The sequence below is a fragment of the Flavobacterium hydatis genome (assembly GCF_000737695.1).
Taxonomy (GTDB): Bacteria; Bacteroidota; Bacteroidia; order Flavobacteriales; family Flavobacteriaceae; genus Flavobacterium; species Flavobacterium hydatis.
In genome coordinates, this window is sequence record NZ_JPRM01000013.1 from 51,852 (window position 1) to 76,257 (window position 24,406).

The window sequence follows — 24,406 nt, forward strand, 5'->3', positions numbered from 1 at the left end:
TTGATGTATTTTAATAAAAAGATAAAATAACAATTCCATTATTAGAAAAACGTTATTAAATCTATTAAAATGTTAACAGTTTTTTGATTTGCTATTATAAAAGTTGTCTTTTAGTTTTTTTATAACAGAATGCCGTTATATATGAAAAGGTTAGGTGAAATGAGCATGAATGATATAAGATTTAATAGTAAACATATAAATGTAGCAGCCTTTTAAGCAGTATTTTTATGATAAAATTTAACTAAAAATTCATGAAATTATTTTCTATTAAAAAAATACTGTTTTTCTTGTTATTTAATTCCTTTTTAGCTTATTCTCAGGTTAAAGACTTATTTAGTAAGCCTAATAAACTTCATACAATATCAGAGAGATGGGAATTAACTCCAGAATCTTCTAACGGAACATTTTTAATAACTCCATATAAGTCTATTTATATTTTGCCTGCTAATTGGTATAGTTCGCCAAATGAGCAACCTTATTCTGGAAACGGAAAGCCAGAATATGTTGCGCCTCCAGGAACGAATTATAATAATATAGAAACAAAGTTTCAGCTTAGTTTTAAAACAAAAATCTTTCATAATCTACTTTTTGGAAAAGGCGATTTGTGGGTTGGATATACGCAAGCATCGCAATGGCAAATCTATAATGAGAGTTTGTCAAGGCCATTTAGAGAAATTAATTATGAACCAGAAGTTATTTTTAATTATCCACTTAATTTTAAAGTTTTAGGGTTTAATATGAGAATGGCTGGTGTTGCATTTAATCATGAATCAAACGGAAAAGGTTTGCCTTTTTCTAGAAGTTGGAATAGGATTATATTTCATCTAGGATTTGATCGTGATAATTGGAGTGTTTATGTAAGACCTTGGCTTAGGCTTCGTTCTGAAAAAGATGATAACCCAGATATTGCTCAATATATAGGGCGTGGAGATATAAATATTATTTATACAAATAATAAAAGCATCTTTACTTTTACGGGAAGTAATAATTTAAATTTTGATAGAAATAGAGGGAATGCGGCTTTTTCATTGTCATATCCCATTGCGGGTAATTTAAAAGGATATCTTTTGGTTACACATGGCTATGGAGAAACGCTGATCGATTATAATAATTTGCAAACTACAGTAGGAATTGGTGTTTCTTTAATCGGACCCTTATAGGTAAAAGAAAACCCAGCATAAAATACTGGGTTAACTATTTGTTTAATTAAGATTTATCTTCTTCTTTTTGTCCCATCATCATTAAGAATGCTTTAAGGAAAGGATTTACAATCAAAATATTTAAACAGTTTTTTAATTTTTAGCTACGATCTTAGTGTTATGTAGTCTGAATTTTTTTATAGCATCTACATTTCTCTTTACTAATTTCTTTTGTTCGAGAGAGTTATACATGTTGTTTTGTTTGCCCTTTTGCGCAGAATCAAAAGCAGGAATTGATTGAAGAGCCGTGACCATATCATAGTCTAATGCTACTTGGTATGGTCCTGAATCAAAAGGGATATTACCATAATCATCCCTAAACCATAAATTCCATTTTGGGCTGCCTGGAGTGTAAATATGCAATGTGTCATATTCTATTTTATTTACAGTGACAGATACCATATTTCCAGGGAATACGAATGATTTAAGCGGGGCCTGGGCAGGACTGTGACAGCTCATACAAGAGGATACTGCAAGATTTTTATATTTTTTATTTGTTGAGCTATCAAAAGCATTTTGAACAACAGCTCCATCATTTGGTCCACTCAATCTACCGCCCCAACCTAATGTTTCTTTACTGTATTCAGGTGCATTTGGATTAATTACTGTTTCATATAATTTAGGGTAAGGAGGTTTAACAGGACTATTAACTGCAGGGTCATTACCCCACATCGCGCCTAATGGTACCATATTGTCCCAATCCCACAATAATCTTTTAGCTTTGTCCTTTGGAGGATCCATTCTAGGATTCATTTTGTATACAAAAGTAGAAAATACCCATCCTGTTTTTGGAGATGTTTTGCTATCCTTGACTATAACATCCATTTGAAAAAAACTAACTTTACGCATCTGATATCCAGATTTTGGGTTCTCTTTTGTAGCAATTGTATCATAAATGTTAAAGGTTTGTGCGTTTTTTAGTACTGGCCAGTTTGGATAATTGATGTTTGAAAAAGCAAATTTCACAATTATGCTACCTTCCTTGAATTGTGCTGCATCTTTGACAAGATTTACTTTTTGACCAGTTTTTCCCCAAATCTGCCCTAAGGTATATGCAGCTGTAGAATCGTATAAAACTAATGCATATCCTGCTTCATCTTCTTTTAGTGTTTTGAACATATTTGCCGGATTTCCATTACCTAAATAGGCGCCTAAAATAGCCTCTCTTTGTAATCCTAACCAAGGTTCATTGAACCAACCATATTTTGCAGCTTTCCATTTTTTATTGTCTGCGAAAAAAGGCAATATATTTGGAGCAATATGACTTTTTAATGAATCCATGTAAGCAAATGCATTTGATTCAGAGATTGGTTGACCTTTTAGAGCTTGTTGCCAAGAAGGGTTAACAACGGGTTTGACTTTAGTGGGGTAATCATGACTGAGTACGAAAAGGGGGGCATTATATTGTTGTTGTGATGGTACTGAATCCCGATGGTTTAAAAATGCACGATTAGTTTCTGGAAGTTCCAAATTAGAATATGTTTTGTCTTCTTTGGATTTGCTGTTTTTACCACAGCTGTATATTACAAGGATTATGAGGGACAGTATAGTCAAAACAGTAGAAAAAGTTGATTTTGTTTTCATAAGATTTATAATTTGGGGCTATTAATTTATGTAAATCAATTTGTTTTATTAAAAAAGTAAAGTAAACTTACAATGAAAAAGTCAACTTTTTCTTATTTGAACGAAAAACAGGTATTTATACTTGAATGTAAAACAGTGATTTATGAGGTGAGTAAGAATTGAAATCAAGTTGTTTGAAACAAGAAAATCTTAATGCTTAGATATTTTAAACGATGTTTAGAATTATAAAAAAAAACCTCTAAAATCAATGACTTTAGAGGTTTGTATTTTGTAAATGTTTAAGAGATGAGATTTATTCGTCTTCTTCTTTTTGTCCCATCATCATTAAGAATGCTTTAAGGAAAGGATCGATTTCGCCGTTCATAACGCCATCAACATCGCTGGTTTCATAACCTGTACGAACATCTTTGACTAATTTATACGGTTGCATTACATAATTTCGAATTTGTGACCCCCATTCTATTTTCATTTTTCCAGCTTCGATATCGGCACGTTGTGCTTGCTGTTTCTTTAATTCGATTTCGTATAACTGAGATCGTAACATTTGCATGGCACGTTGTCTGTTATCTTGTTGAGATCTTGTTTCAGAACATTGAATTTGAATTCCTGTTGGTTTGTGAACTAATTGTACTTTGGTTTCAACCTTATTTACGTTTTGCCCTCCTGCGCCACTAGAGCGAGAAGTTGTAATTTCGATATCAGCAGGATTAATATCAATTTCGATACTATCATCAACAAGCGGATAAACATATACAGATGCAAATGAGGTATGGCGTTTGGCATTGCTATCAAAAGGAGAGATTCTAACTAAACGATGTACACCGTTTTCTCCTTTTAGATAACCAAAAGAATAGTCTCCTTCAAACTCTAGGGTAACAGTTTTAATTCCTGCGACCTCACCAGCCTGAAAGTTAAGTTCTTTTATTTTGTAACCATAACTTTCGCCCCACATCATATACATACGCATAAGCATTCCTGCCCAATCGCAACTTTCGGTTCCGCCAGCACCAGCAGTAATTTGAACTACGGCGCTTAAGCTATCTCCTTCATCAGATAACATGTTCTTGAACTCGATGTTTTCAATATGTTGTTGTGCGGCTTTATAATGCTCGTCTAATTCTTCAGCCGAAAGTCCTCCTTCTCTGTAAAAATCATAGGCAATTTGTAACTCATCAGTAAGTTCGATGGCTTTGTTATAATCTTCGATCCATTTTTTCTTGTTTCTTAGATTTTTTACAATAACCTCAGCTTCTTTTGCATTGTTCCAGAAATCTGGTGCAAAAGTTTTTTCCTCTTCGTTGGCGATTTCAATTAATTTGGCATCAACGTCAAAGATACCTCCTCAACGCACCAAGGCGCTCTACAATACCTTTTATTTGTTCGGTAGTTGTCATAAATTAATAGTAGTTTTATGTTTTATAAATATTATGCTAATTCAGTTTTATATAAGTAAAAACGTAATTATGCTGGACAAAAATAAGATATAGTTTTTAGAATACGGAAATAAATTTCATTAGAGAAAAAAGAATGCTAAAAGTTTATGTTGTAAATTAATATCTTGTAAAAAGTAATGGATGATATATATAATACAGAAATGATTTTTTAAAATTAGTTAGCCAATTTTTAAATTTATTTAAAACTATTGATGTCTGTTTATATGTTTTTTATAAATAATACGTTAATTTGGTTCTGATGTTATTTACGAGTTAAATTTTATCAAAACTTGCTCAAAATAACTATTAGTAATACGTAATTTTGTTGTGTGAAATTAAGATACAGTCTTTAAGAATATGGAAATAAATTTAATTAGCGATACCATTACCAAACCTAGTGTTGAAATGTTACAATACATGTTCAATGCTAAAGTAGGTGACGATGTTTACAAGCAAGACCCAACGGTTATTGAACTTGAAGCTGGAATAGCAACAATGTTTGGTATGGAAGCAGGGTTATTTTTTCCATCTGGAACCATGGCCAATCAAACCGCAATAAAATTACATACACAACCCGGAGAGCAATTAATTGCCGATAAATATGCACACGTTTTTCATTATGAAGGAGGAGGAGCTTCGTTTAATAGTGGGGTTTCTTGTTGCTTATTAGATGGTCATCGAGGCATGATAACTGCAGAGCAGGTTGCAGGAGCAATTAATGATCCTGAGTTTTATCATAGTCCGTTAACGAGTTTAGTATGTGTGGAGAATACCACTAATAAAGGAGGAGGAGCATGTTATGAACTTGAAGAATTAAGAAAAATAAAACAAGTTTGTGATGCTAATAATTTAAAATTCCACTTAGATGGAGCTAGAATTTGGAATGCCTTAGTTGCAAAAAGACAAGATCCAAAAGAATTTGGAAAAATATTCGATACTATTTCGGTTTGTTTTTCAAAAGGATTAGGTGCTCCAATTGGTTCTATGTTATTAGGAAGCAAAGCAGATATAAAAAGAGCATTAAGAATCCGAAAAATGTTAGGAGGAGGAATGCGTCAGGTTGGTTATTTGGCGGCAGCTGCAATTTTTGCCCTAGAAAATAACTTGGAAAGATTGGCAGAAGATCATCGGAGAGCAAAAGAAATTGCGGCAGTTTTACTGACAAAACATTGGGTTGCTTCGGTAGAACCTGTAGAGACAAATATTTTGATTTTCTCTTTGCAACCAAATTTTAGTGATGAGCTTTTGATAGAAAAATTAAAACAAAAAAATATTTCGATAAGTTCAATGGGGAACGGAAAACTTAGGATTGTTACGCATCTTGATTATAGACAAGTAATGCATACTTATGTTTTAGAAACACTTCAGAAGTTTTAGAAAAGGTTCAGAGGTTTAAGGAAAGGTACAAAGAAACAAAGGTTCAGAGGTTCAAAGTTTACTAATTAGTGTAGAATATTGAGTCTTTGAACTTTTTTTTATATTTAAAAAGATTATCTATTTTGCAATAGCATAAATTTTTAAAAGGCTTACTAAATAACAAAGGTTCAAAGTTTACTGATTTAGTAAGACCTTTGAACCTTTGTTTCTTTTTTAAACCTCTGAACCTTTTTTCAATCTTATTTAAAAAGATTATCCATTCCAGGAATCATCGGCATATCCATTTTTGCGACAGCATCAAGCTCTGTTTGGTTAACATCTGTAGCTTTTTCTATTGCTTTATTTAATGTTACAATTAAGTAATCCTCTAATTGTTCTTTATCTTCTAGTAAAGAATCGTCAATTGTAATTGATTTTATTTTTCGGTTAGCTGTCAAAGTAACTTTTAATAATCCATCAGCACTTTGTTCGTCTATTAAAACCATATCTAATCGTTTCTTTGTATCTTCAATTTTTTGTTGGGTTTCCTTAAGTTTTCCCATCATTCCCATTAAATCCATTTTCGGTTGTTTTTAAATTATGGAACGAAATTACTAATTCAAATTTAAATTCAAGTGTTAATTAGATAAAAAAGCATTTAGTTACCCGTTCGTTTATGTTATTTTTGTACATTCATTTTAAAATTAAAATCCGAAAAATGCCAAATAAAATTGCTGCCCCCATAGCTAAAGAAATTCCGAAGTCATTAAAAAAACATAAAGAAGTTAGAATTGATAATTATTTTTGGCTGAATGATAGAGAAAATCCTGAAGTTATTGACTATCTAAATCAAGAGAATGCTTACTACGAAAGTATGACAGCACATACTAAAGATTTACAGAAAGCACTATATGAGGAGATGAAAGCCAGGATTAAGGAGGATGATGAGTCTGTTCCTTATTTTTATAATGGATATTTCTACATTACTCGTTTTGAAACGGGTAAAGATTACCCAATTTATTCTAGAAAAAAAGGGAGTTTAACTGCCGATGAAGAAATTCTGTTCAATTGTAATGAATTGGCAGTAGGACATAATTATTTTAAATTAGGCGGATTGAGTATAAGTCCGGATAATAAATTTGTGTCTTTTGCAAAAGATTTAGTTGGAAGAAGAATCTATACGATTCAGATTAAAAACTTAGAAACAGGTGAGATTCTTGCGGATAAAATAGAAAATGCTACAGGAAGTTCAGTTTGGGCAAATGATAACAAGACTATATTTTATACCAAGCAAGATGAGGTAACATTGCGTGCTGATAAAGTATTTAGGCATAAAATAAATACAGATTCTACTAATGATGTTTTGGTTTTTGAAGAAACTGATGATACTTTTAATGTTTCTGTAGGAAAAGAAAAATCTCGAAAATATATTGTAATTAGTTCAGGAAGTACACTTACTACCGAATATAGAACGCTAAACTCAGATAATCCTGATGGAGAGTTTGTTGTTTTCCAGCCTCGTGTTCGTGGTTTAGAATATAGTATTTCGCATTTTGAAGACCATTTTTATATTCTAACCAATAAAGATAAGGCAACTAACTTTAAGTTGATGAAAACGCCTGAAAATGCTACTGGAAAGAAAAACTGGAAAGATCTTATTCCGCATAGGGAAGATGTTTTGTTAGAAGACATCGAAATTTTTAAAAATTATTTAGTTGTAGAGGAGCGTTCGAATGGGTTGAATCATATTCGAATTATGCCTTGGAATGACGAACCAGATTATTACTTGCCTTTTGGCAGCGAAACCTACAGTGCTTTTACTACTACAAACATTGATTTTGATACCGATATTTTACGTTATAGTTATCAATCATTAGCAACACCATCTTCGGTTATCGATTTTAATATGAAAACGAAAACCAAAGAAATCCTAAAAGAACAACAAGTTCTAGGAGGGAAGTTTGATAAGGACAATTATATCGAAGAACGTATTTGGGTTACTGTTACAGATGGTGTAAAAGTGCCAATTTCTATGGTTTACCGTAAAGGATTAGAAAAAAACGGTAAAAACCCATTATTGCTTTATGCATACGGTTCATACGGAATTACTATGGATACTTATTTCTCATCTACACGATTATCATTGCTAGATAGAGGTTTTATTTTTGCAATAGCACATATTCGTGGAGGAGAAGATTTGGGAAGACAATGGTATGAAGATGGAAAATTATTAAAAAAGAAGAATACTTTTACAGATTTTATCGATTGTTCTAAATACGTAATTGAGCAAAAATATACTTCACCAGAGCATTTATATGCCGAAGGAGGCTCTGCAGGTGGGCTTTTAATGGGGGTTATTGTAAATTGGGCTCCCGAATTATATAACGGTGTAATTGCTCAAGTTCCATTTGTTGATGTTATGACAACAATGTTAGATAGTAGTATTCCGTTAACTACAGGAGAGTATGATGAGTGGGGAAATCCCAATACAAAGAAATATTATGATTATATGTTGTCTTATTCACCTTATGATAACGTAAGTGCTCAAAAATACCCTAATATGTACATTTCTACTGGTTTACATGATTCTCAGGTGCAATATTGGGAACCAGCTAAATGGGTGGCTAAATTAAGAAATAAAAAAACTAATGATAATTTATTATTCCTTCATACAAACATGGATGCGGGGCATGGCGGTGCTTCCGGGCGTTTCGAGGCCTTGAAGGAACTAGCCAAAGAGTTTAGTTTTTTATTAGATTTAGAGAAAATTAAAATGTAATTAGAATTTTTTTGTTAAATTTGCAACCTGTCGAGGTTAATTTAAAAATACCCTCGATTAACTATTTTTTTATGAAAGAAGAAATAACTGCTTACAACAACGTTTTAGAATTAATAGGCAATACCCCGCTTATTAAACTAAATAAAATCACTGAAGAGTTAGAAGGTAATTTCTACGCAAAGGTAGAAGCTTTTAATCCGGGACATTCCTCAAAAGATAGAATCGCATTATATATTATTGAAGAGGCCGAGAAGAGAGGGATTTTATCTCCAGGAGATACAATTATAGAAACTACTTCGGGCAATACAGGTTTTAGCTTAGCAATGGTAAGCATTATAAAAGGATATAACTGCATTCTAGCTGTTAGCTCAAAATCATCCAAAGACAAAATCGACATGTTGCGTAGTCTAGGAGCCAAAGTATACGTTTGCCCAGCACACGTTTCTGCAGATGATGAACGTTCTTATTATAATGTTGCTAAAAGATTGCATGAAGAAACCAAAGGTTCGGTTTATATTAATCAATATTTTAATCAATTAAATGTTGATGCGCATTATAACACTACAGGACCAGAAATTTGGGAACAAACGAAAGGTCAGATTACACACCTTGTAGCGTGTAGTGGAACTGGAGGAACTATCTCAGGAACTGCAAAATACTTGAAGGAACAAAACCCAAATATTAGAATTCTAGGAGTTGATGCTTTTGGATCGGTATTAAAAAAATATCACGAAACAAGAGAATTCGATAATAAAGAAATTTATCCTTACCGTATAGAAGGTTTAGGTAAAAATCTTATCCCATCGGCTACAGACTTTGACATCATCGATAAATTTATAAAAGTTACCGATGAAGAAAGTGCTCACTCAGCCAGAGAAATTACCAGAAAAGAAGGTTTATTTGTAGGATATACATCTGGAGCGGTAATGCAAGCGATTAAACAATATGCAGAAGAAGGTGAGTTTACAAAAGACAGCAATATAATAGCAATATTCCCTGATCACGGATCACGTTACATGAGTAAAGTATTTAGTGATGATTGGATGAACGAACAAGGTTTCTTTGATAGTGTAAACGAAGAAGAAGTTCAAAAAATTGAATTTGTAAAATAAAGAAAATACAATCTTATATATTAAAAACTCCAGATGCTTCTGGAGTTTTTTGTTTTTATACTGCATTAGTATACGGCTGTTTTAAAATTTATTGGAATAATGAATTAATAAAGCAGCTAAATCTCAGTTTCGGAATGTAAACGGAATATTAAGTAAGTGTAAGCGCTTGTATTGATGATTTGAAGTTAGTTAGCTTTTTCTGTTGATAAATCAATAGAAGAGGTTTAAAGCTGCTTTAAGGTAATTGCTGAGGTTACAAGTAATATAAAAAAAAGTAATTGAATGCTATATCAGTAAAGACTTGAACAATAATATATGCTATAAACAAAAAAACTCCAGATTTCTCTGGAGTTTTTTATAAGTATAAAAGCGAAAGATTATTCTTCTTTCATAGTGTGATATACGTTCATTACGTCATCATCCTCTTCAATTTTTTCGATAAGTTTTTCTACATCTGCAATTTGAGCTTCAGTAAGTTCTTTTGTTATTTGCGGGATACGTTCAAAACCAGAAGATAAGATTTCAAGACCTCTGTTTTCTAATTCTTTTTGGATAGTTCCAAAACTACCAAAAGGAGCATAGATTAAAATTCCATCTTCATCCTCAAAAACCTCTTCGGCACCAAAATCGATTAATTCTAATTCTAATTCCTCAGGATCAAGATTTCCTTTAGGGATTCGGAAATTACAAGTATGGTCAAACATAAATTCAACCGAACCTTGTGTTCCCATAGTCCCGTTACATTTATTAAAGTAACTACGAATATTGGCTACAGTACGATTATTATTATCAGATGCAGTTTCTATTAATATTGCGATTCCGTGAGGAGCATAACCTTCAAATAAAATTTCTTTATAGTTGGCAGTATCTTTATTGCTGGCATTTTTTATAGCGCGCTCAACATTGTCTTTAGGCATGTTGGCTGCTTTGGCATTTTGTATAACCGCTCTTAGTCTAGAGTTGGCATCCGGATTAGGACCACCTTCTTTAACAGCCATTACGATATCTTTACCAATACGGGTAAATGTTTTGGCCATTGCCGACCAACGTTTCATTTTTCTACCTTTTCTAAATTCAAACGCTCTTCCCATTGCTAATTTTTTATTTTGAGTTGCAAAAATACAGTTATTAGTTATTTTACAAAAACAAACACGATTCTTTTTTTTAATTATGTTTTATTATAAGCTGTTTACGGTATTCAGGCTCAGTTTACAATAATAGTGATGCATAAATTGAGCGTATATACTACATGAAAATAACCACAAAGTTTACAATTCCGTCCAATTCTAACGCTTCGGGATACACAAAGCTCGCAAGTTTAAATTATCAACTATCAATTGTTAATTATCAACTAAGTACTATTTAGCAGCATTAAAATCATTAATGATATTTACAGCCTCGCTTAAGTACGGATTAGTTTTAAGATTATTAATCTGATACTGATTCATTACTTTTTCGGTAGGATAAACACCTAACAGAAATTGGTTAACAGTCGAGTTATAAATATCAAGCGGACTGTTTTTACTGTTAAACGAGTTTATATCTTCCCATAGACCGCTTCTTGTCTTTTTCTGATTAAAAACAGCGTCTAGAGTCATAGGAATTTCTGTTTGCGGAATATTAATAAGCTGATCTATTTTTTGATTTATCTGAATGATGTTATTAAAATAATCACTAGCAGCAACCCTTATAGTACTATCATCTGCCAAGCTATTTATTAGGCTTCTTTTTACATAAGGTCTAAATCTTAAAACTGGAACAATACTATCATTTTTAATTGCCGTTGGGAAATTTTTCTCCTTCTGGATAATATTTTCGTAAAACTCCGGAAGAACCACATCGGGAGTTATACCTATATATTGGTGACTTCTACCAGTTATTCTATAAAATTTATTAATAGTTATTTTCAAGAAATCAGTATTTTTCTTTTCATCCAGAGATTGTATGGTTTGCATTGTAGCCTTTCCTAGCGTAGTGCTACCAAGTAATAAAGCCCTGTTATAATCCTGCATAATTGCAGCAAAGAACTCACTGGCCGAAGCCGTATTACCATTTACCAAGACTACAACAATACCTTTGTAAAGCATGCCTTTATAAGGATCATTTATAACCGATTGTTCTTTTTTATTATCAACAACAATCGAGATAGGACCACTATCTATAAACATTCCGGCTAGTTTTATGGCTTCCTCCATAGATCCGCCGCCATTATCTATTAAGTCGATAACCAGACCTTTAATGTTGTCTTTTTGTAATTTAATAATTTCTTTAGCAGTATCATCTGCACAACCTTTACCGCTATTGCCTTCTAAATCGGCATAAAAACTAGGAATTTTTATGTAACCAATTTTACTTTCTTTACCAATTATAAAGCTAAAGACAGAGTTTTCTTCATCCTTCATAATTTGTTTTTCGATGCTTACTTCAAAACTTTTACCAGCATTCCTTTTAAGAGTAAGAACGATAGTTTTGTTCAACTCAGACATAATCATGGTCGAAATAGATTCAAGCGTGGCACACGAAACCTTTAAAGTTTCTTTTTTATTAGATATAGAAACAATCTGATCCCCTTTCTTTATTTGTCCAGTTTTAAATGCTGGACCATTAGGATCTAATTCCTCCACAATAATTTCATTCTTCTCATTTACATTTACGTTTAACCCCAACGATAAATGCTCTTTAGATAAAGAAGCTACAAAAGTCGATTTAGAATCATTACTAAAATAAGCCGTATGAGGATCAAAGTAGGTACAGAAATAATTGTATAGCTTTTCTTGCGGATTTTTTCCTGTTTGCAAGAGCGTATTTACACGGCATATTTCATTATCAAGAACAATCTTTTTATAAGTAGCTTCAAGAGAAGAGAAGTTGGTTTTAAGTGAATCCAGATTAGAACTTACCTCCGAGATTTCGTCAAGGATTTCATAGCGCATTTTTTTACGCCATACCTTCTCGATCTCGTTTTCCTTCATATATACAGGAAAAGATTTTTTATAAAACCGAATAGTATCTTTGGCAGAATAATCAATAGGTTCGGCCATTATTTTTTCCAAAGCGGCTTTGTTTCTCACAAGACCATTGTGGTATTTGCTTACAATATCATTCAAGAAACTACAATCTTTATTCAATATAAGATTGTCAATATTCAGACGATATTTTTTGGCAAGCGCATCGTATTCCGATTTCAGAAATACATTTCGGGAAGGGTCAAGGTCATCAATAAAATTATCAAAAACAAAAACCGATAGACTATCATCTACCGGTTTTGGCTGAATATGTTCGCTTTGAATAAGCGCATTTATTTTAGTTAATATTTCACACGTAGAGTCACTATTTTGACCAAACAGAGAGAAACCAACAAGCAGAAATACTAATGAAATTTTTTTCATAAATCGAGTATCAACATTTAAATTAAAATTACGCTAATTTTTTTTATAAAAAGAGTATAATCTCACTAAAATATCAATGCCGAAAAGTATTATTTCTTATAGAAAGGTAATTTTACCACTTTCGCAGGAACATCATTTTTTCTAATTCTAATAAAGATATCACTATCTACTGCACTGTTTGAGATAGTTACGTATCCTAAACCAATACCAATACCCATAGATGGAGACATAGTTCCAGATGTTACCACCCCGATTACATTTCCAGAACCATCAACAATTTCATAATCTTGTCTTGGTACAGCACGTTCCTGCATCTCAAAACCTACAAGCTTTTTAGTAACACCAGCTTCTTTTTGTTTTTTCAGGTTCTCAGAGTTTGTAAAATCTTTAGTAAATTTTGTAATCCAACCCAATCCAGCCTCAAGAGGAGATGTAGTATCATTAATATCATTTCCGTATAAACAGAACCCCATTTCTAAACGCAACGTATCACGAGCCGCCAAACCTATTGGTTTAATACCAAAAGCAGCACCAGCTTCAAAAACTTTATTCCAGATAAGTTCAACCTCATCATTTTTGCAATAAATCTCAAAACCACCAGAACCAGTATAACCAGTAGCCGAAATAATTACATTATCGATTCCTGCAAAAGTACCAATCTCAAAATGGTAATACGGAATAGCCGATAAATCAACTGAAGTCAAACTTTGCATCGCTTCAACAGCTTTAGGCCCTTGTATTGCTAACAAAGAATAATCATCAGAAAGATTTTTCATATCCACACCCAAATCATTGTGCGAAGAAATCCAATTCCAGTCCTTATCAATATTCGAAGCATTTACAACAAGTAAATACTCTTCCTCTTTCATTTTATAAATAATCAAATCATCTACAATTCCACCATCATTATTAGGTAAGCAAGAATATTGAGCTCTACCAATAGTAAGTGTCGATGCATCATTCGAAGTTACTTTCTGAATCAAAGCCAAAGCATTAGGACCAGATAATAAAAATTCCCCCATGTGCGAAACGTCAAAAACGCCCACAGCAGTACGAACCGTTTCGTGTTCAGCATTTACACCCTCGTATAAAATAGGCATATTATAACCAGCAAAAGGTAGCATTTTCGCTCCCAAACCCTCATGTATGTGCGTTAGCGCAGTATTTTTCATTGTGTGTGTTTATAAAAGTGAATCGCAAATTTATTCAAAAAATATTGTAAACAAGTATTCAAAATTATAAAAATCGCAAAGATTAGGAGCTATTTCCTGCTATTCGCTATATCTTTATGTTTTTAAAGAAAAAACATAAAGGATACCGCTATTATCAGGGCTAGAGCTTATCGGGAAGTAATAATCATTTTAGGATCATGTTTTTTTGTAATTTTAATAAAAATACCCAATTCATGAAAGCACCCATTCTTATAACCCAAGCCGAGATTCAACAGATTTATAAACCTATAAATCCTAAAACACACAAAGGAATTCAAGGACATGCAGCAATTATTGCAGGAAGTTATGGAAAGATAGGAGCGGCCGTTTTAGCATCCAAAGCTTGTATAAAATCAGGCTGCGGACTCGTAACCACACATATCCCAAAATGTGGCTACGAAATCCTCCAATCTACAATCCCCGAAGTAATGGTTGTAACCGCAACACATGAAAAATATATATCCGAAATCATATTCGATATAAAACCACAAGCCATAGGAATTGGTCCAGGAATAGGACAGGAGCCCAACACACAAAAAGCATTTCAGGAGTTTTTAAAAACAAATAAAACGCCTTTAGTTATCGATGCCGATGCACTAAATATCCTATCACAAAATAAATCATGGTATGATTTGCTACAACCAGATACGATACTTACACCGCATCCTAAAGAACTAGAGCGTTTAATAGGAAGTTGGCGCTCTGAAATTGAAAAACTTGTAAGAGCGACAGAATTCTCCAAACAACACCAAGTAATCATAGTTATGAAAGGCGCACCTACACAAATTGTAAACGGCGAAAGTGTCTATGAAAACACTACAGGAAACGCAGCCTTAGCAACCGCAGGAAGCGGAGATGTCCTAACGGGGATAATTACAAGTTTATTGGCACAAGGATATTTACCAATTAAAGCCGCCCAATTAGGAGTTTATATACATGGTTTAACCGCCGATATTGCCCTACCCGAAACAGGATATCAGTCATTTATAGCTTCCGATATTATTGCAAATCTTGGTAAAGCATTTTTGGCATTAGATTAGTTAGATTTTTAGAGGCAAGAGTATAGAGGCAAGATTTAAAGATGTATAAACGTATTGTTGATACGCAATGTAGAGACGCACCGCAGTGCGTCTCCGCAATACATTCCACAAACAAAATCCTAAAACTAAACCAGAGATAAAAAATCTGCTAAATCTGCTGAATTTGCGTGAAAAAAATAATGCAACGCGCTGCACTATTATGGAATATATTGTGTGAGACGCACTGCGGTGCGTCTCTACGGACGTGGCTTGTTAATTGTGGTGTTTAGATTCTGCGTGAAACAAAATTAACTTAACATCGAAATATATTGTGGTAGACGTACTGCGGTGCGTCTCTACAGATATGGTGTAATCAATTTTTGATGTAATCCCAGAATTCTAAAAATCTAAATTAGTAAGTTTGTATTCCAGTAAAAGCTGACTATGAAAAACAAACTCGATCTAAGAACGGTAAACGTAACGCGATATATAAGTCCGTTGCGCGAAGGCGGTTCGTTACCCGCTTTAGCCGAAGCAGATGACGATTTTAAGTACGTCCTAAAATTTAAAGGAGCAGGGCATGGCGTTAAAGCCCTAATTGCCGAATTAATAGGAGGTGAAATTGCCAACGTATTAAAACTTCAAATTCCCGAATTGGTATTTGCTAATCTCGATGAAGCTTTTGGCAGAACCGAAGGCGATGAAGAAATTCAGGATTTACTGCAAGGAAGTCATGGGCTGAATTTAGCATTACATTTTTTATCAGGTGCAATTACTTTTGATCCAGTTGTAACAGTAGTCGACCCTAAACTAGCGTCGCAAATTGTATGGTTAGATGCTTTTATTACCAATGTAGACCGTACTTTTAGAAACACCAATATGCTTATTTGGCACAAAGAACTGTGGTTAATAGATCACGGAGCGTGTTTGTATTTTCATCATTCATGGAACAATTGGGAGCAACATGCCAAAAGTCCGTTTGCATTGATAAAAGATCACGTATTGTTGCCACAAGCATCACTTTTAAAAGAAGTCGATTCAGAATATAAAGCAATCTTGACTCCCGAATTACTACAGGAAATAGTAGCACTTATTCCAGACGATTGGCTCAATTGGGAAGATACCGATGAAACGCCCGAAGGATTGCGAAATGTATACTTGCAATTTTTACAAACACGATTAAACCATTCTGAAATTTTTGTAAAAGAAGCCGAAAATGCAAGATAGTCACTTATATGAATATGCCGTAATTCGTGTTGTGCCAAGAGTAGAGCGCGAAGAATTCCTAAATATAGGTATCATATTGTTTTGCAAAAGAGCCAAATTTATAAAAGTATTGTACCATATAAATGATGCCAAAATCCAAGCACTTTCAGCCGATTTTGATGTCGAACAATTGCATTGTAATTTAACCTCATTAAAAAAAATAGCCAATGGAACCAAAGATGGCGGACCAATTGGTCAAATGGAAATTCCAGAACGTTTCCGTTGGTTAACAGCCATACGTAGTTCAGCGATTCAAACCTCAAGACCACATCCGGGTTTATGCCAAGATTTAGACAAAACGATTCAGAGATTGTTTGAGGAGTTAGTTCTTTAGTTGGAAAGGGGCAAAGGGACAAAGGTTCAGAGGGACAAAGGTTCAGAGGGACAAAGGTTGAAAAGGTAAAAAAAAACTTTAGTTTTTTTCTTTGCGACTTAGCGTTTTTGCGAGAAATGCTATTACGTTCTTTGCGTAAACCTTTGTGAACTTTGCGGTTAAAATTCATTCTTTAAGGGACAAAGACTCAGAGGTTCAAAGGAACAAAGGTTGAAAAGGTAAAAAAACTTTATTTTTTTTCTTTGCGACTTAGCGTCTTAGCGAGATAATTTCTTAGCGAACCTAGCGTAAACCTTTGCGAACTTTGCGGTTAAATTATATTCTAAAAAGAAACCATATAAGTCATATAAATAAATCTAAGTACTAATAGCTTAAATACACTTACATAACTTATATGGTTAAATTAAATTAAAAAGAACCGCAAGTATTACCAGTAAATGTAGCACCAGCTCCACCTGTAACATCAGCTTTAACTGCTGATGCTGCTAGAGTTACAATAGCATACGGAGGAGTAAAAGCAGCATTACTTCCAGCTGTATTACCAGTTGTACTAGTAAAAATATTGCCAACAGCAGTTACAGCAGTATGACCAGTCATTAAATCAATAGGAGTTTTTACGCCTTCGAATACGTTATTTTCTACACGAATATTAGCTTCAAAACCTGCAGCAATACATTTATTGCTAACAGTACTATTAAAATAGCTATTTATAATATGTACTTGACCAAAACGAACTCTTGGCATTCTTTCCTTACAACCGGGAGCCCACCAACAACGAGCAAAAGTAATTTTCAAATTTCCGCGATCAGCCGTAGCACTATCACTAGAACCAATTAAATTAGAAAATCTATGATCATCAGTTCCGCCAGAGCCACCAGCTTTAGGAGGTTTTAGGTAAGCAAATTTTGTATAAGAAACAGTAACGTAATTTGATTTGTTTTTGATATCAAGATTACCATCAACACCATCTCTAAACTCACAATGATCGACCCAAACATTTTGGCAATCATCTATAATAGCATTATCCCAACCATCAGTATCGTAAGCACCAGGACCTTCAAAGATTAAGTTTCTGATGATAATATTGGTACATCTTTTAATATTGATGATACCAGAGTTTGCTTTAGTTTGATCCGTAGAGACTAATTTAGCACCACTAGCACCATAAATTGTTTTGCCAGATTGATCCTGAAAAGATAATCTTGTTGTAATTGTAATAGTACCTGTAACCTTTACCACTTTTACAGCACTATTTTCTATAGCAGCTTTTAATTGTGCATAGGTAGTTACAACCGTTTCGGCAGCATTTCCTCCACCACTAGTTCCTCCGTTTTGAGATGCCCAACCAGGGACCTCAGCACAATTACCTACTTTGGCAGTAAGATTCTGACTTGTTGATAAAGTCGTGCTTGCATTGCTATCACCATTTTGCGTAGCAGTAATTTCTTCGTTATTGCAACTTGCAAAGCCGAAAATCAGAGTTAGTAATAACACTGATAATGTAGATTTAATCTTCATAATAGATATTTTGGGTTAATTAATACGCCAAAAGTCTTTATAAAATATTTTAAAAAAATTGAACTAGTTCTATCTTTTTTATTAATTTAGTAATCGATTACATTTATTTTTTATTATCTATAAATATATTGTAAATTAAATAGTTATAATGTTTTTGCTAAAAATGAAAAATAACCAGATGTATAAACTTTTAAGGGATAATATTGAGCGCAAAATTGCCCTTACAGATACAGAATGGGATATAATTATAAGGAAAACAGAATTCATCAAATTAAAGAAAAATGAGTTTCTACAAATTCAGGATTCCAATAGTGTATATGAAGGTTTTATTTTAAAAGGAGCATTTAAAATCTATATCCTAAACGAAAGCGGAAGTGAAAGTGTCCTCTTTTTTGCTTTCGAGAATGATTGGATGTGTGATATTGAAAGTTTTTATCATCAGAAACCAACCAAATATAATATTAAAGCAATAGAAGACAGCGAAATTTTAGTAATTAATAAGTCTAACAAATCGCTATTGTTCAAAGAAGTCCCAAAGCTAATTCAGTTTCATATAGCAATGGTCGAAAGAGCCAATATTCTTATACAAGAAAGACTTTTAGATGTTTTAAATAAAACATCCAAACAAAGGTATCTTGAGTTTATAAAAACACATCCCGATAAAACGCAGAAAATAAATAACAAAAATTTATCTTCATACCTTGGCGTTTCTCACGAATTCTTATCGAAGATTAAAAGGAATGTTTAGGCTTTTTTAGAGGTTCAAAGGCGCTGAGTAACAAAGGTTCAAAGGTTTTTTCTTTGCGCCTTTGCAAGGTATTATCTTAGCGAACTTAGCGTAAATCTTAGCGGACTTCGCGGTTAAATTTTATGCGATAAATTAAAGGATTAACTAGATTAAAAATCTAATATCCCAAAGAGACATTCATCAGAAAAATGAATCATTATATTTTCCTTTTTTTGATTTTCAATGACTAATAAATCATAAGGATTTAGATGATATGGTTTCTCATTAATTTTAATTACTGTTGTATATAAAGAATATAAAATTATTATTTGAGCATTACAATTCTGATTACTATTGGTTATTTTCAGTTTATGATGGGATATTTTTTCAGAAACCATCCAATTAAAATCATTGCCTTTTGTATAAGAAGTTACATCATCATCCGAATCAAATTCTATGATTTCATATTTCTCATATATCTTTTTTTCTTTGTTTACCTCAATATGCAAGCTATTATCAAGCATAACCAAGTATCGATAATACCCTTTAAATTTGGTAAACACCGAAGGTTCTTGCTCTATTGTGGCACTGCTTATTCTGAATACAAAATCCCTATCAGCATAACTTGCTGTTTTAGGAAATATCATGTATTCATAAGTTAATCCACCACTCCAAATAGAGGATTTACTATCTTTTTTAGCTAAAAGGCTTATGTTCATTTTTATTAATTTTGAAAAGGATTAATTTAAGTTCTTGACAAAGAACAAAACAGATTGTTCTCTAAAGACTTTTTTATAAGGTTTAAAGAGGCAAAGATTCAAAGGAACTAAGGTTTGAAAGGCGTAAGGTTACTGATAACCAAAGTTTAGTTTCTTAGCGTCTTAATGAGATAACACTGATTTCTTAGCGAACTTAGCGAACTTAGCGAACTTAGCGTATCCCTTTGCGGTTAATTTTTTAAAGCTTAAATCTCTTTCTCTAATACGATAAACTCCAAAGGTTCTTCTGCAACTGTAACATGAACATCACTTTCAGGAAAAGGTTCTCTTACGCCAGTATCTACATAACCATTACGTTTGTACCAGGCAACAAGCTCATCACGAACAGATATTACTGTCATTACAATTCTAGGTAATCCCAGTTCTTTAGCATGAATTTCGGCTTGATGTAATAATTTTTTTCCAATACCGCTATTTTGTAGCTCAGGCGAAACCGTAAGCATTCCTAAATAGAGTTTATCTTCTTTTTCTACCAACAAAACACAACCAATAAGTTGGTCATTCTCAGTAAATTTTAAGATAGTATTTTTTGGGTCTTGTATAGTTTCAGTTAATTCTTCTTCGGTAGTTCTTTTCCCTTCTAATAAATTAGCTTCAGTAGTCCAACCTTTTTTAGAAGATTCACCACGATAAGCCGAATTTATTAATGTATTTAATGCTGGAATGTCTTGTAGTGTTGCTTTTATAATCATGGGTGAAATAGAATGGATTATCTTTTGTTTTTATAGTTGCTTTATTTAAGAGAATAAGCTGTGATAGTTTTTTTGAAAAGCGAAGGAACATAAACTATTTTTTTCTCGTAATCTAGTCCAATATCTCCAGAATAATACTCTTCTTTTCTTGTATCTGAAAGTATTTCTTTTGAGCCGTCTTCATTCACGTAATAAATAATTCCTGTCCAACAACTAACGATGAATTTGCCCTTTGTAATTTGTTCAATCCCATCTGTATTTTCATCCATACCTTCTGCTAAAATTTGCTGATTATTTTTATTATCAATTTTGTATAGTGATCCATTGTCTAAATAAAATAAATCACCATCAATGAATTTTAGCCCATTTGGTTTGTTTAAATTTTCTAAATAAACAGTTGCGATATCATTTTCAAGTTTAAATATCTTTCCAACTTTCGGATCAGATACATAAATAACTCCTTTTTTATCGACAGTAACATCGTTCAATATTTTGGAATCATTTATGGTTATTTTTTTTAGTATTTTTTGTTGTTTAATATCAATAACTACAATTTCTGTGAGGTCTGCTACAAATAATTTATTTTTGAATTTAGCCATCCCTTTTGGAGCATTTAAGCCAGATATCCAATTTAAATTAATGATTTTTCCGTCAGTAGTTAATTTTCCGATACTTCCTTTTCCATCGCGTTCAGCTGGTGAGCCATCCATTAATGAGGTATATAATATCTGATCAGTTTTATCATATAATACTGATTCAGGAACTGGTAGGATAGTATCTGTTACCCAAGTTCTAGTTAGAGAATGTTGAGCTATACTTGAAAAACTTATTATAAAAAGTAATAAAAAATAAATAATATTTTTTTTCATTATGGTTAGTTTTGAGATCGTTTTTCTATAAATAATTCTCTTTAATAAAATTTAAGTAATGAAGTCCATGTCCTGCAATATGATATGCCAATGCTCTAAGAGTTGTATCATTTGCAGTTCCAGTTTCGTGCCTCATTCTGTAAAATGCTTCATCGGGGTAATTTTATATTCTTGAAATCGGTTTTTTCAAAGATAAAAAAAAGCTACAAATTTATACCTGTAGCTTTTTTTTTAATATTAAGAGAAATCTGTTGTAAACTTAAGCCGTTATTAAAGTTACTCGTAAGTGTATAGCGTTTTCATAACCAAAGGGCGATCAGGAAACGATGGGCGAGTTGTAGTTTTTTTAGATTCTGTTAAATAACCATTCGCATCATACACATATTCATAATCATATCTCAATTCATATTCTGTAACACCTTCAGATACTGCCTTAACTTTCCAATCTAAAATATGCATCCAATCATAAATGTAACATCTAAAGATTGGTTCGCTAGAATATATACCAGCCTTTGTATAATCTATAGTAAGTTCGTATGTAATTTCAGTAATTTTATCTTTAACAACATATTCAGTTCCTGTAGGAGTTTCTTTAGCAGTAGAGTAATTTTTTTCAGTCAAGAGGATATTAACAAATACTTTATTGTCAACATAGCTGTATAAATAAGTAGAGGTTTTAGGATTGGTAACAGTTTCGTATGTATAGTTACCATCAGGTCCTTGATGTTCAATTTCCTGCTCATAAGTTCCTGTTTCAACTTCTTTAGCAAGACGCCCGATTTCGTCGTAATATATGTTTGTTGTTGTCCCATCAGAACCAGTCGTTTTTGTGATATACCCACCACTATTAATTTCAACAGGAATATCGCCATGATAAGCTTTTGTTACTTTATCTGCGGTATCAAACTCATATTTAGAAATTATTCCAATGAATTTGTCTTTGATGTATCTGTCAATTGAGTACAATCGACCTTTTGAATCATATAAGTATCTATTTTCTTTCAACTCATTTTGAACCTCATTCCCAAGTTGATCTTTGGTAACTCTAAAAATTAATTCTTTAACAATACGTTGTTTTGTTGCGGCTGATTTTCCTGTAACTTTTCCAGTAAGTGATTTAGGAACCAATTGTATTGCGGGTTTAAATACTTTTTGATTAGGCAATCTAGGATCTGGTGTTTGTATAGTTTGAGGAGGAGCAGTAGTGGCAGTACTTTCGTCTTTAGAGCAATTAATAAAAAACATAGGCAAAACAACAAGTAATACTCTTAATGTAATTTTCTTCATTTTTAGGGTTAGGTTAATTAGTTGATATATAGTTTGTAATAGTATTAATTTTGTATGAAGGGTAGTTTTTTTGTTATGGAAAATTAAATTTTATATGTTTTTTAGTCAACAATAATTATGATTTTTCACTCCGTTTTTTATTTATTCAACAGCGCACTATTCAACACAATCTTTCTGATTTCAGCTTCAAAATAATAAGCAATATCAAAATTGTCAAAGGTTTGATTTTCGAGAACAATGATACTAGTTTTGGTTTCAGGATAATATAAATTTACTGATGTAAATCCTTGGTCAGGTACAATTCCTGTATGACCAAACTCTTTAATTTTTGCTTCATCGTTTACACGAATTCCGTAACCATAACCGATTTCTTTATCGCCAAAGACTGAATGTTGGTTAGTAATAGTATAAGTAGTCATTCGGCCATAAGTAGCTTGGTTCAGAAGTTTGCCATTATGTAGTAAATCATTCCAAATAGCTAAATCTTTAACGGTACTTACAAGTCCTGCGGCAGGAACTTGTTCTTTAGGAATAATAACACCTTGGATTATTTTGGTTGCATTGCCTTTAAGGTATTGAAGACCGTTTACAACATCTTTTTGATTATCGGCGTTTGGGAAAAAACTATCTTTCATTTTGTTCTTCTTAAACAATTCATTTACGACAGTTTCATAAGTTTTATTGGTAACCCTTTCGATAATTTGACCCAATAAAATATAGTTTAAATCGGTGTATTTAAATTGAGTTCCAGCTGGAAAAAGAGTAGGTTTCTCAAAATTTACAATACCCGAAGTATGATTTAATAGATTTTCGACAGTAACAGTACTTGTCCAAGGTTGCTTTAAGTTTGGTAAATATTTTTTTATGGGAGTATTTAAAACTATTTTTCCTTTTTCAACTTCTTGCAGAACTAAAACGGCTGTTATTTGCTTGCTATTGGATAAAATAACAAAATAGTCATCTAACTTTAGAGGTGTTTTTTTTGCAAAATCAGAATAGCCATAGGCTTTAGAATATTTGATTTTTCCGTTTTGAGATACCAATATATTCCCATTAAAAGGTCGAACAGAAGTGGTTTTAATCAGACTATCTATTCTGGCAGTGTAATTGTCTTTTGCTTGAGCAAAAATAGTTTGGTTTGATGCAAAAAATAAAAGTAGGGCAAGAGGGAGAAAAGGTAACTTTTTTTTCATTTTTTTAGAAGATTACTTTTGTGGTTTATGATATTGGATATAACACAAAAGTAATAGAATCTTTGTTAATCTGTTTTCGGTAAATAATAAATATTTAGCCTAATCTTTTGTATTTTTGGCTAAAGCCGAATTTGTCAATTTATCTCAATTATGAAAAGAGTATCTTACAGAAAAAGGCTTGTTTTTTACGGAAATCTATTTTCGTTTAAGAATTTTAAATATCTTTGAATTATGAGTACAGCAATAAAACCAAAACATATCGGCAGAAATATAAGCCGTATCAGAGAGCTTAAAGATATGAAACAGGAAGCACTGGCACAGGCTTTAGGAACAAATCAGCAGGCAATTTCGGCTATTGAAAACAGCGAAATTGTAGACGAACAAAAACTAATTGAGATTGCAAAAGCTCTTGAAGTTTCTGTTGAAGCAATTAAAAACTTTTCGGAAGAAGCAGTTTTTAATTATTTTAATACTTTTAATGATACTGTTTCAAATAGTAGTTTTGGACAAGGAGCTAATAATAATTACGACTGTACTTTTAATCCTTTAGATAAAGTTGTAGAACTTTACGAACGTTTGGTGCAAGCTGAAAAAGATAAAGTTGAATATTTAGAGAAGTTATTGAACGGGAAATAATAGTTTTTTGAAGATATATTAGA

21 protein-coding genes are annotated in these 24,406 nt (G+C 32.6%); 9 read left to right on the plus strand and 12 right to left on the minus strand.

Annotated features, from left to right (window positions below; all coding sequences use genetic code 11):
• Positions 1–251: 251 nt before the first annotated feature.
• Positions 252–1,160, plus strand: coding sequence for a phospholipase A (locus IW20_RS09460; RefSeq protein ID WP_035621280.1), 909 nt, complete (start codon positions 252–254; stop codon positions 1,158–1,160).
• 132 nt (positions 1,161–1,292) lie between these two features.
• Here the strand turns inward: IW20_RS09460 and IW20_RS09465 are convergent, their stop codons facing one another.
• Together IW20_RS09465 and prfB are read right to left on the minus strand one after the other, a co-directional pair.
• On the minus strand, positions 1,293–2,783 hold the full coding sequence (locus IW20_RS09465; RefSeq protein ID WP_051885671.1) for a hypothetical protein: 1,491 nt from the start codon (positions 2,781–2,783) through the stop codon (positions 1,293–1,295).
• A 292-nt stretch (positions 2,784–3,075) separates the two neighbouring features.
• Positions 3,076–4,177, minus strand: a protein-coding gene (prfB, locus tag IW20_RS09470) for a peptide chain release factor 2 (RefSeq protein ID WP_117614470.1) whose coding sequence is annotated in 2 segments (ribosomal slippage) — positions 3,076–4,113 and positions 4,115–4,177 — 1,101 coding nt in all. Because the reading frame shifts where the segments join, the coding sequence is not laid out codon by codon here.
• 396 nt (positions 4,178–4,573) lie between these two features.
• On the opposite strand from prfB, the gene IW20_RS09475 reads away from it, so the two are divergent.
• Complete coding sequence (locus IW20_RS09475; RefSeq protein WP_035621283.1) at positions 4,574–5,593, plus strand: threonine aldolase family protein; 1,020 nt, start codon at positions 4,574–4,576, stop codon at positions 5,591–5,593.
• Positions 5,594–5,832: 239 nt separating this feature from the next.
• On the opposite strand, the gene IW20_RS09480 is transcribed toward IW20_RS09475, so the two are convergent.
• Positions 5,833–6,153: a YbaB/EbfC family nucleoid-associated protein gene (locus IW20_RS09480; protein WP_035621285.1), complete on the minus strand. Its 321-nt coding sequence runs from the start codon at positions 6,151–6,153 to the stop codon at positions 5,833–5,835.
• Positions 6,154–6,290: 137 nt separating this feature from the next.
• Between IW20_RS09480 and IW20_RS09485 the strand changes: the two genes are divergently transcribed.
• Together IW20_RS09485 and IW20_RS09490 are read left to right on the plus strand one after the other, a co-directional pair.
• Positions 6,291–8,351, plus strand: a complete 2,061-nt coding sequence (locus IW20_RS09485) for a S9 family peptidase (RefSeq protein ID WP_089052146.1) — start codon at positions 6,291–6,293, stop codon at positions 8,349–8,351.
• Positions 8,352–8,422: 71 nt separating this feature from the next.
• Positions 8,423–9,463: a PLP-dependent cysteine synthase family protein gene (locus tag IW20_RS09490; protein ID WP_035621289.1), complete on the plus strand. Its 1,041-nt coding sequence runs from the start codon at positions 8,423–8,425 to the stop codon at positions 9,461–9,463.
• A gap of 377 nt (positions 9,464–9,840) precedes the next feature.
• Here IW20_RS09490 and IW20_RS09495 read toward each other — a convergent pair whose 3' ends face one another.
• The 3 genes from IW20_RS09495 to gcvT form a co-directional block, all read right to left on the minus strand.
• Complete coding sequence (locus IW20_RS09495; RefSeq protein ID WP_035621292.1) at positions 9,841–10,554, minus strand: YebC/PmpR family DNA-binding transcriptional regulator; 714 nt, start codon at positions 10,552–10,554, stop codon at positions 9,841–9,843.
• A gap of 267 nt (positions 10,555–10,821) precedes the next feature.
• Positions 10,822–12,852, minus strand: coding sequence for a S41 family peptidase (locus IW20_RS09500; protein ID WP_035621293.1), 2,031 nt, complete (start codon positions 12,850–12,852; stop codon positions 10,822–10,824).
• Between the two features lie 89 nt (positions 12,853–12,941).
• Positions 12,942–14,024 carry a glycine cleavage system aminomethyltransferase GcvT gene (gene gcvT / locus IW20_RS09505; protein WP_035621295.1) on the minus strand — a complete coding sequence of 361 codons (1,083 nt, stop codon included), beginning with the start codon at positions 14,022–14,024 and terminating at the stop codon, positions 12,942–12,944.
• Positions 14,025–14,257: 233 nt separating this feature from the next.
• On the opposite strand from gcvT, the gene IW20_RS09510 reads away from it, so the two are divergent.
• The 3 genes from IW20_RS09510 to IW20_RS09520 all read left to right on the plus strand — a co-directional run bounded on the left by IW20_RS09510 (position 14,258) and on the right by IW20_RS09520 (position 16,682).
• Complete coding sequence (locus IW20_RS09510; protein WP_035621296.1) at positions 14,258–15,103, plus strand: NAD(P)H-hydrate dehydratase; 846 nt, start codon at positions 14,258–14,260, stop codon at positions 15,101–15,103.
• Between the two features lie 423 nt (positions 15,104–15,526).
• A complete protein-coding gene (locus tag IW20_RS09515; RefSeq protein WP_035621297.1) occupies positions 15,527–16,309 on the plus strand; it encodes a HipA family kinase in 783 nt (260 codons plus the stop codon).
• Positions 16,299–16,682, plus strand: a complete 384-nt coding sequence (locus tag IW20_RS09520; protein WP_035621299.1) for a DUF3037 domain-containing protein — start codon at positions 16,299–16,301, stop codon at positions 16,680–16,682. The genes IW20_RS09515 and IW20_RS09520 overlap by 11 nt, the downstream gene beginning before the upstream one ends.
• A 408-nt stretch (positions 16,683–17,090) precedes the next feature.
• Here IW20_RS09520 and IW20_RS09525 read toward each other — a convergent pair whose 3' ends face one another.
• Entirely contained in the window at positions 17,091–18,200 is a 1,110-nt protein-coding gene (locus tag IW20_RS09525) for a pectate lyase family protein (RefSeq protein ID WP_035621301.1), read from the minus strand.
• Positions 18,201–18,363: 163 nt separating this feature from the next.
• Between IW20_RS09525 and IW20_RS09530 the strand changes: the two genes are divergently transcribed.
• The gene (locus tag IW20_RS09530) at positions 18,364–18,948 is read left to right on the plus strand and encodes a Crp/Fnr family transcriptional regulator (protein ID WP_240478473.1); all 585 of its coding nucleotides are present in this window, start codon (positions 18,364–18,366) and stop codon (positions 18,946–18,948) included.
• Between the two features lie 149 nt (positions 18,949–19,097).
• Here IW20_RS09530 and IW20_RS09535 read toward each other — a convergent pair whose 3' ends face one another.
• The 5 genes from IW20_RS09535 to IW20_RS09555 form a co-directional block, all read right to left on the minus strand.
• Positions 19,098–19,646, minus strand: a complete 549-nt coding sequence (locus IW20_RS09535; RefSeq protein ID WP_051885672.1) for a HutD family protein — start codon at positions 19,644–19,646, stop codon at positions 19,098–19,100.
• 245 nt (positions 19,647–19,891) lie between these two features.
• Positions 19,892–20,398 (minus strand): GNAT family N-acetyltransferase, encoded by a 507-nt coding sequence (locus tag IW20_RS09540; RefSeq protein WP_035621304.1) that lies wholly within the window; start codon positions 20,396–20,398, stop codon positions 19,892–19,894.
• Positions 20,399–20,439: 41 nt separating this feature from the next.
• The gene (locus IW20_RS09545) at positions 20,440–21,267 is read right to left on the minus strand and encodes an SMP-30/gluconolactonase/LRE family protein (protein WP_035621306.1); all 828 of its coding nucleotides are present in this window, start codon (positions 21,265–21,267) and stop codon (positions 20,440–20,442) included.
• 276 nt (positions 21,268–21,543) lie between these two features.
• Positions 21,544–22,554 (minus strand): hypothetical protein, encoded by a 1,011-nt coding sequence (locus tag IW20_RS09550; protein ID WP_035621308.1) that lies wholly within the window; start codon positions 22,552–22,554, stop codon positions 21,544–21,546.
• A 137-nt stretch (positions 22,555–22,691) separates the two neighbouring features.
• Positions 22,692–23,747, minus strand: a complete 1,056-nt coding sequence (locus tag IW20_RS09555; protein WP_035621310.1) for a serine hydrolase domain-containing protein — start codon at positions 23,745–23,747, stop codon at positions 22,692–22,694.
• 231 nt (positions 23,748–23,978) lie between these two features.
• On the opposite strand from IW20_RS09555, the gene IW20_RS09560 reads away from it, so the two are divergent.
• Complete coding sequence (locus tag IW20_RS09560; protein ID WP_035621312.1) at positions 23,979–24,383, plus strand: helix-turn-helix domain-containing protein; 405 nt, start codon at positions 23,979–23,981, stop codon at positions 24,381–24,383.
• Positions 24,384–24,406 lie beyond the last annotated feature (23 nt).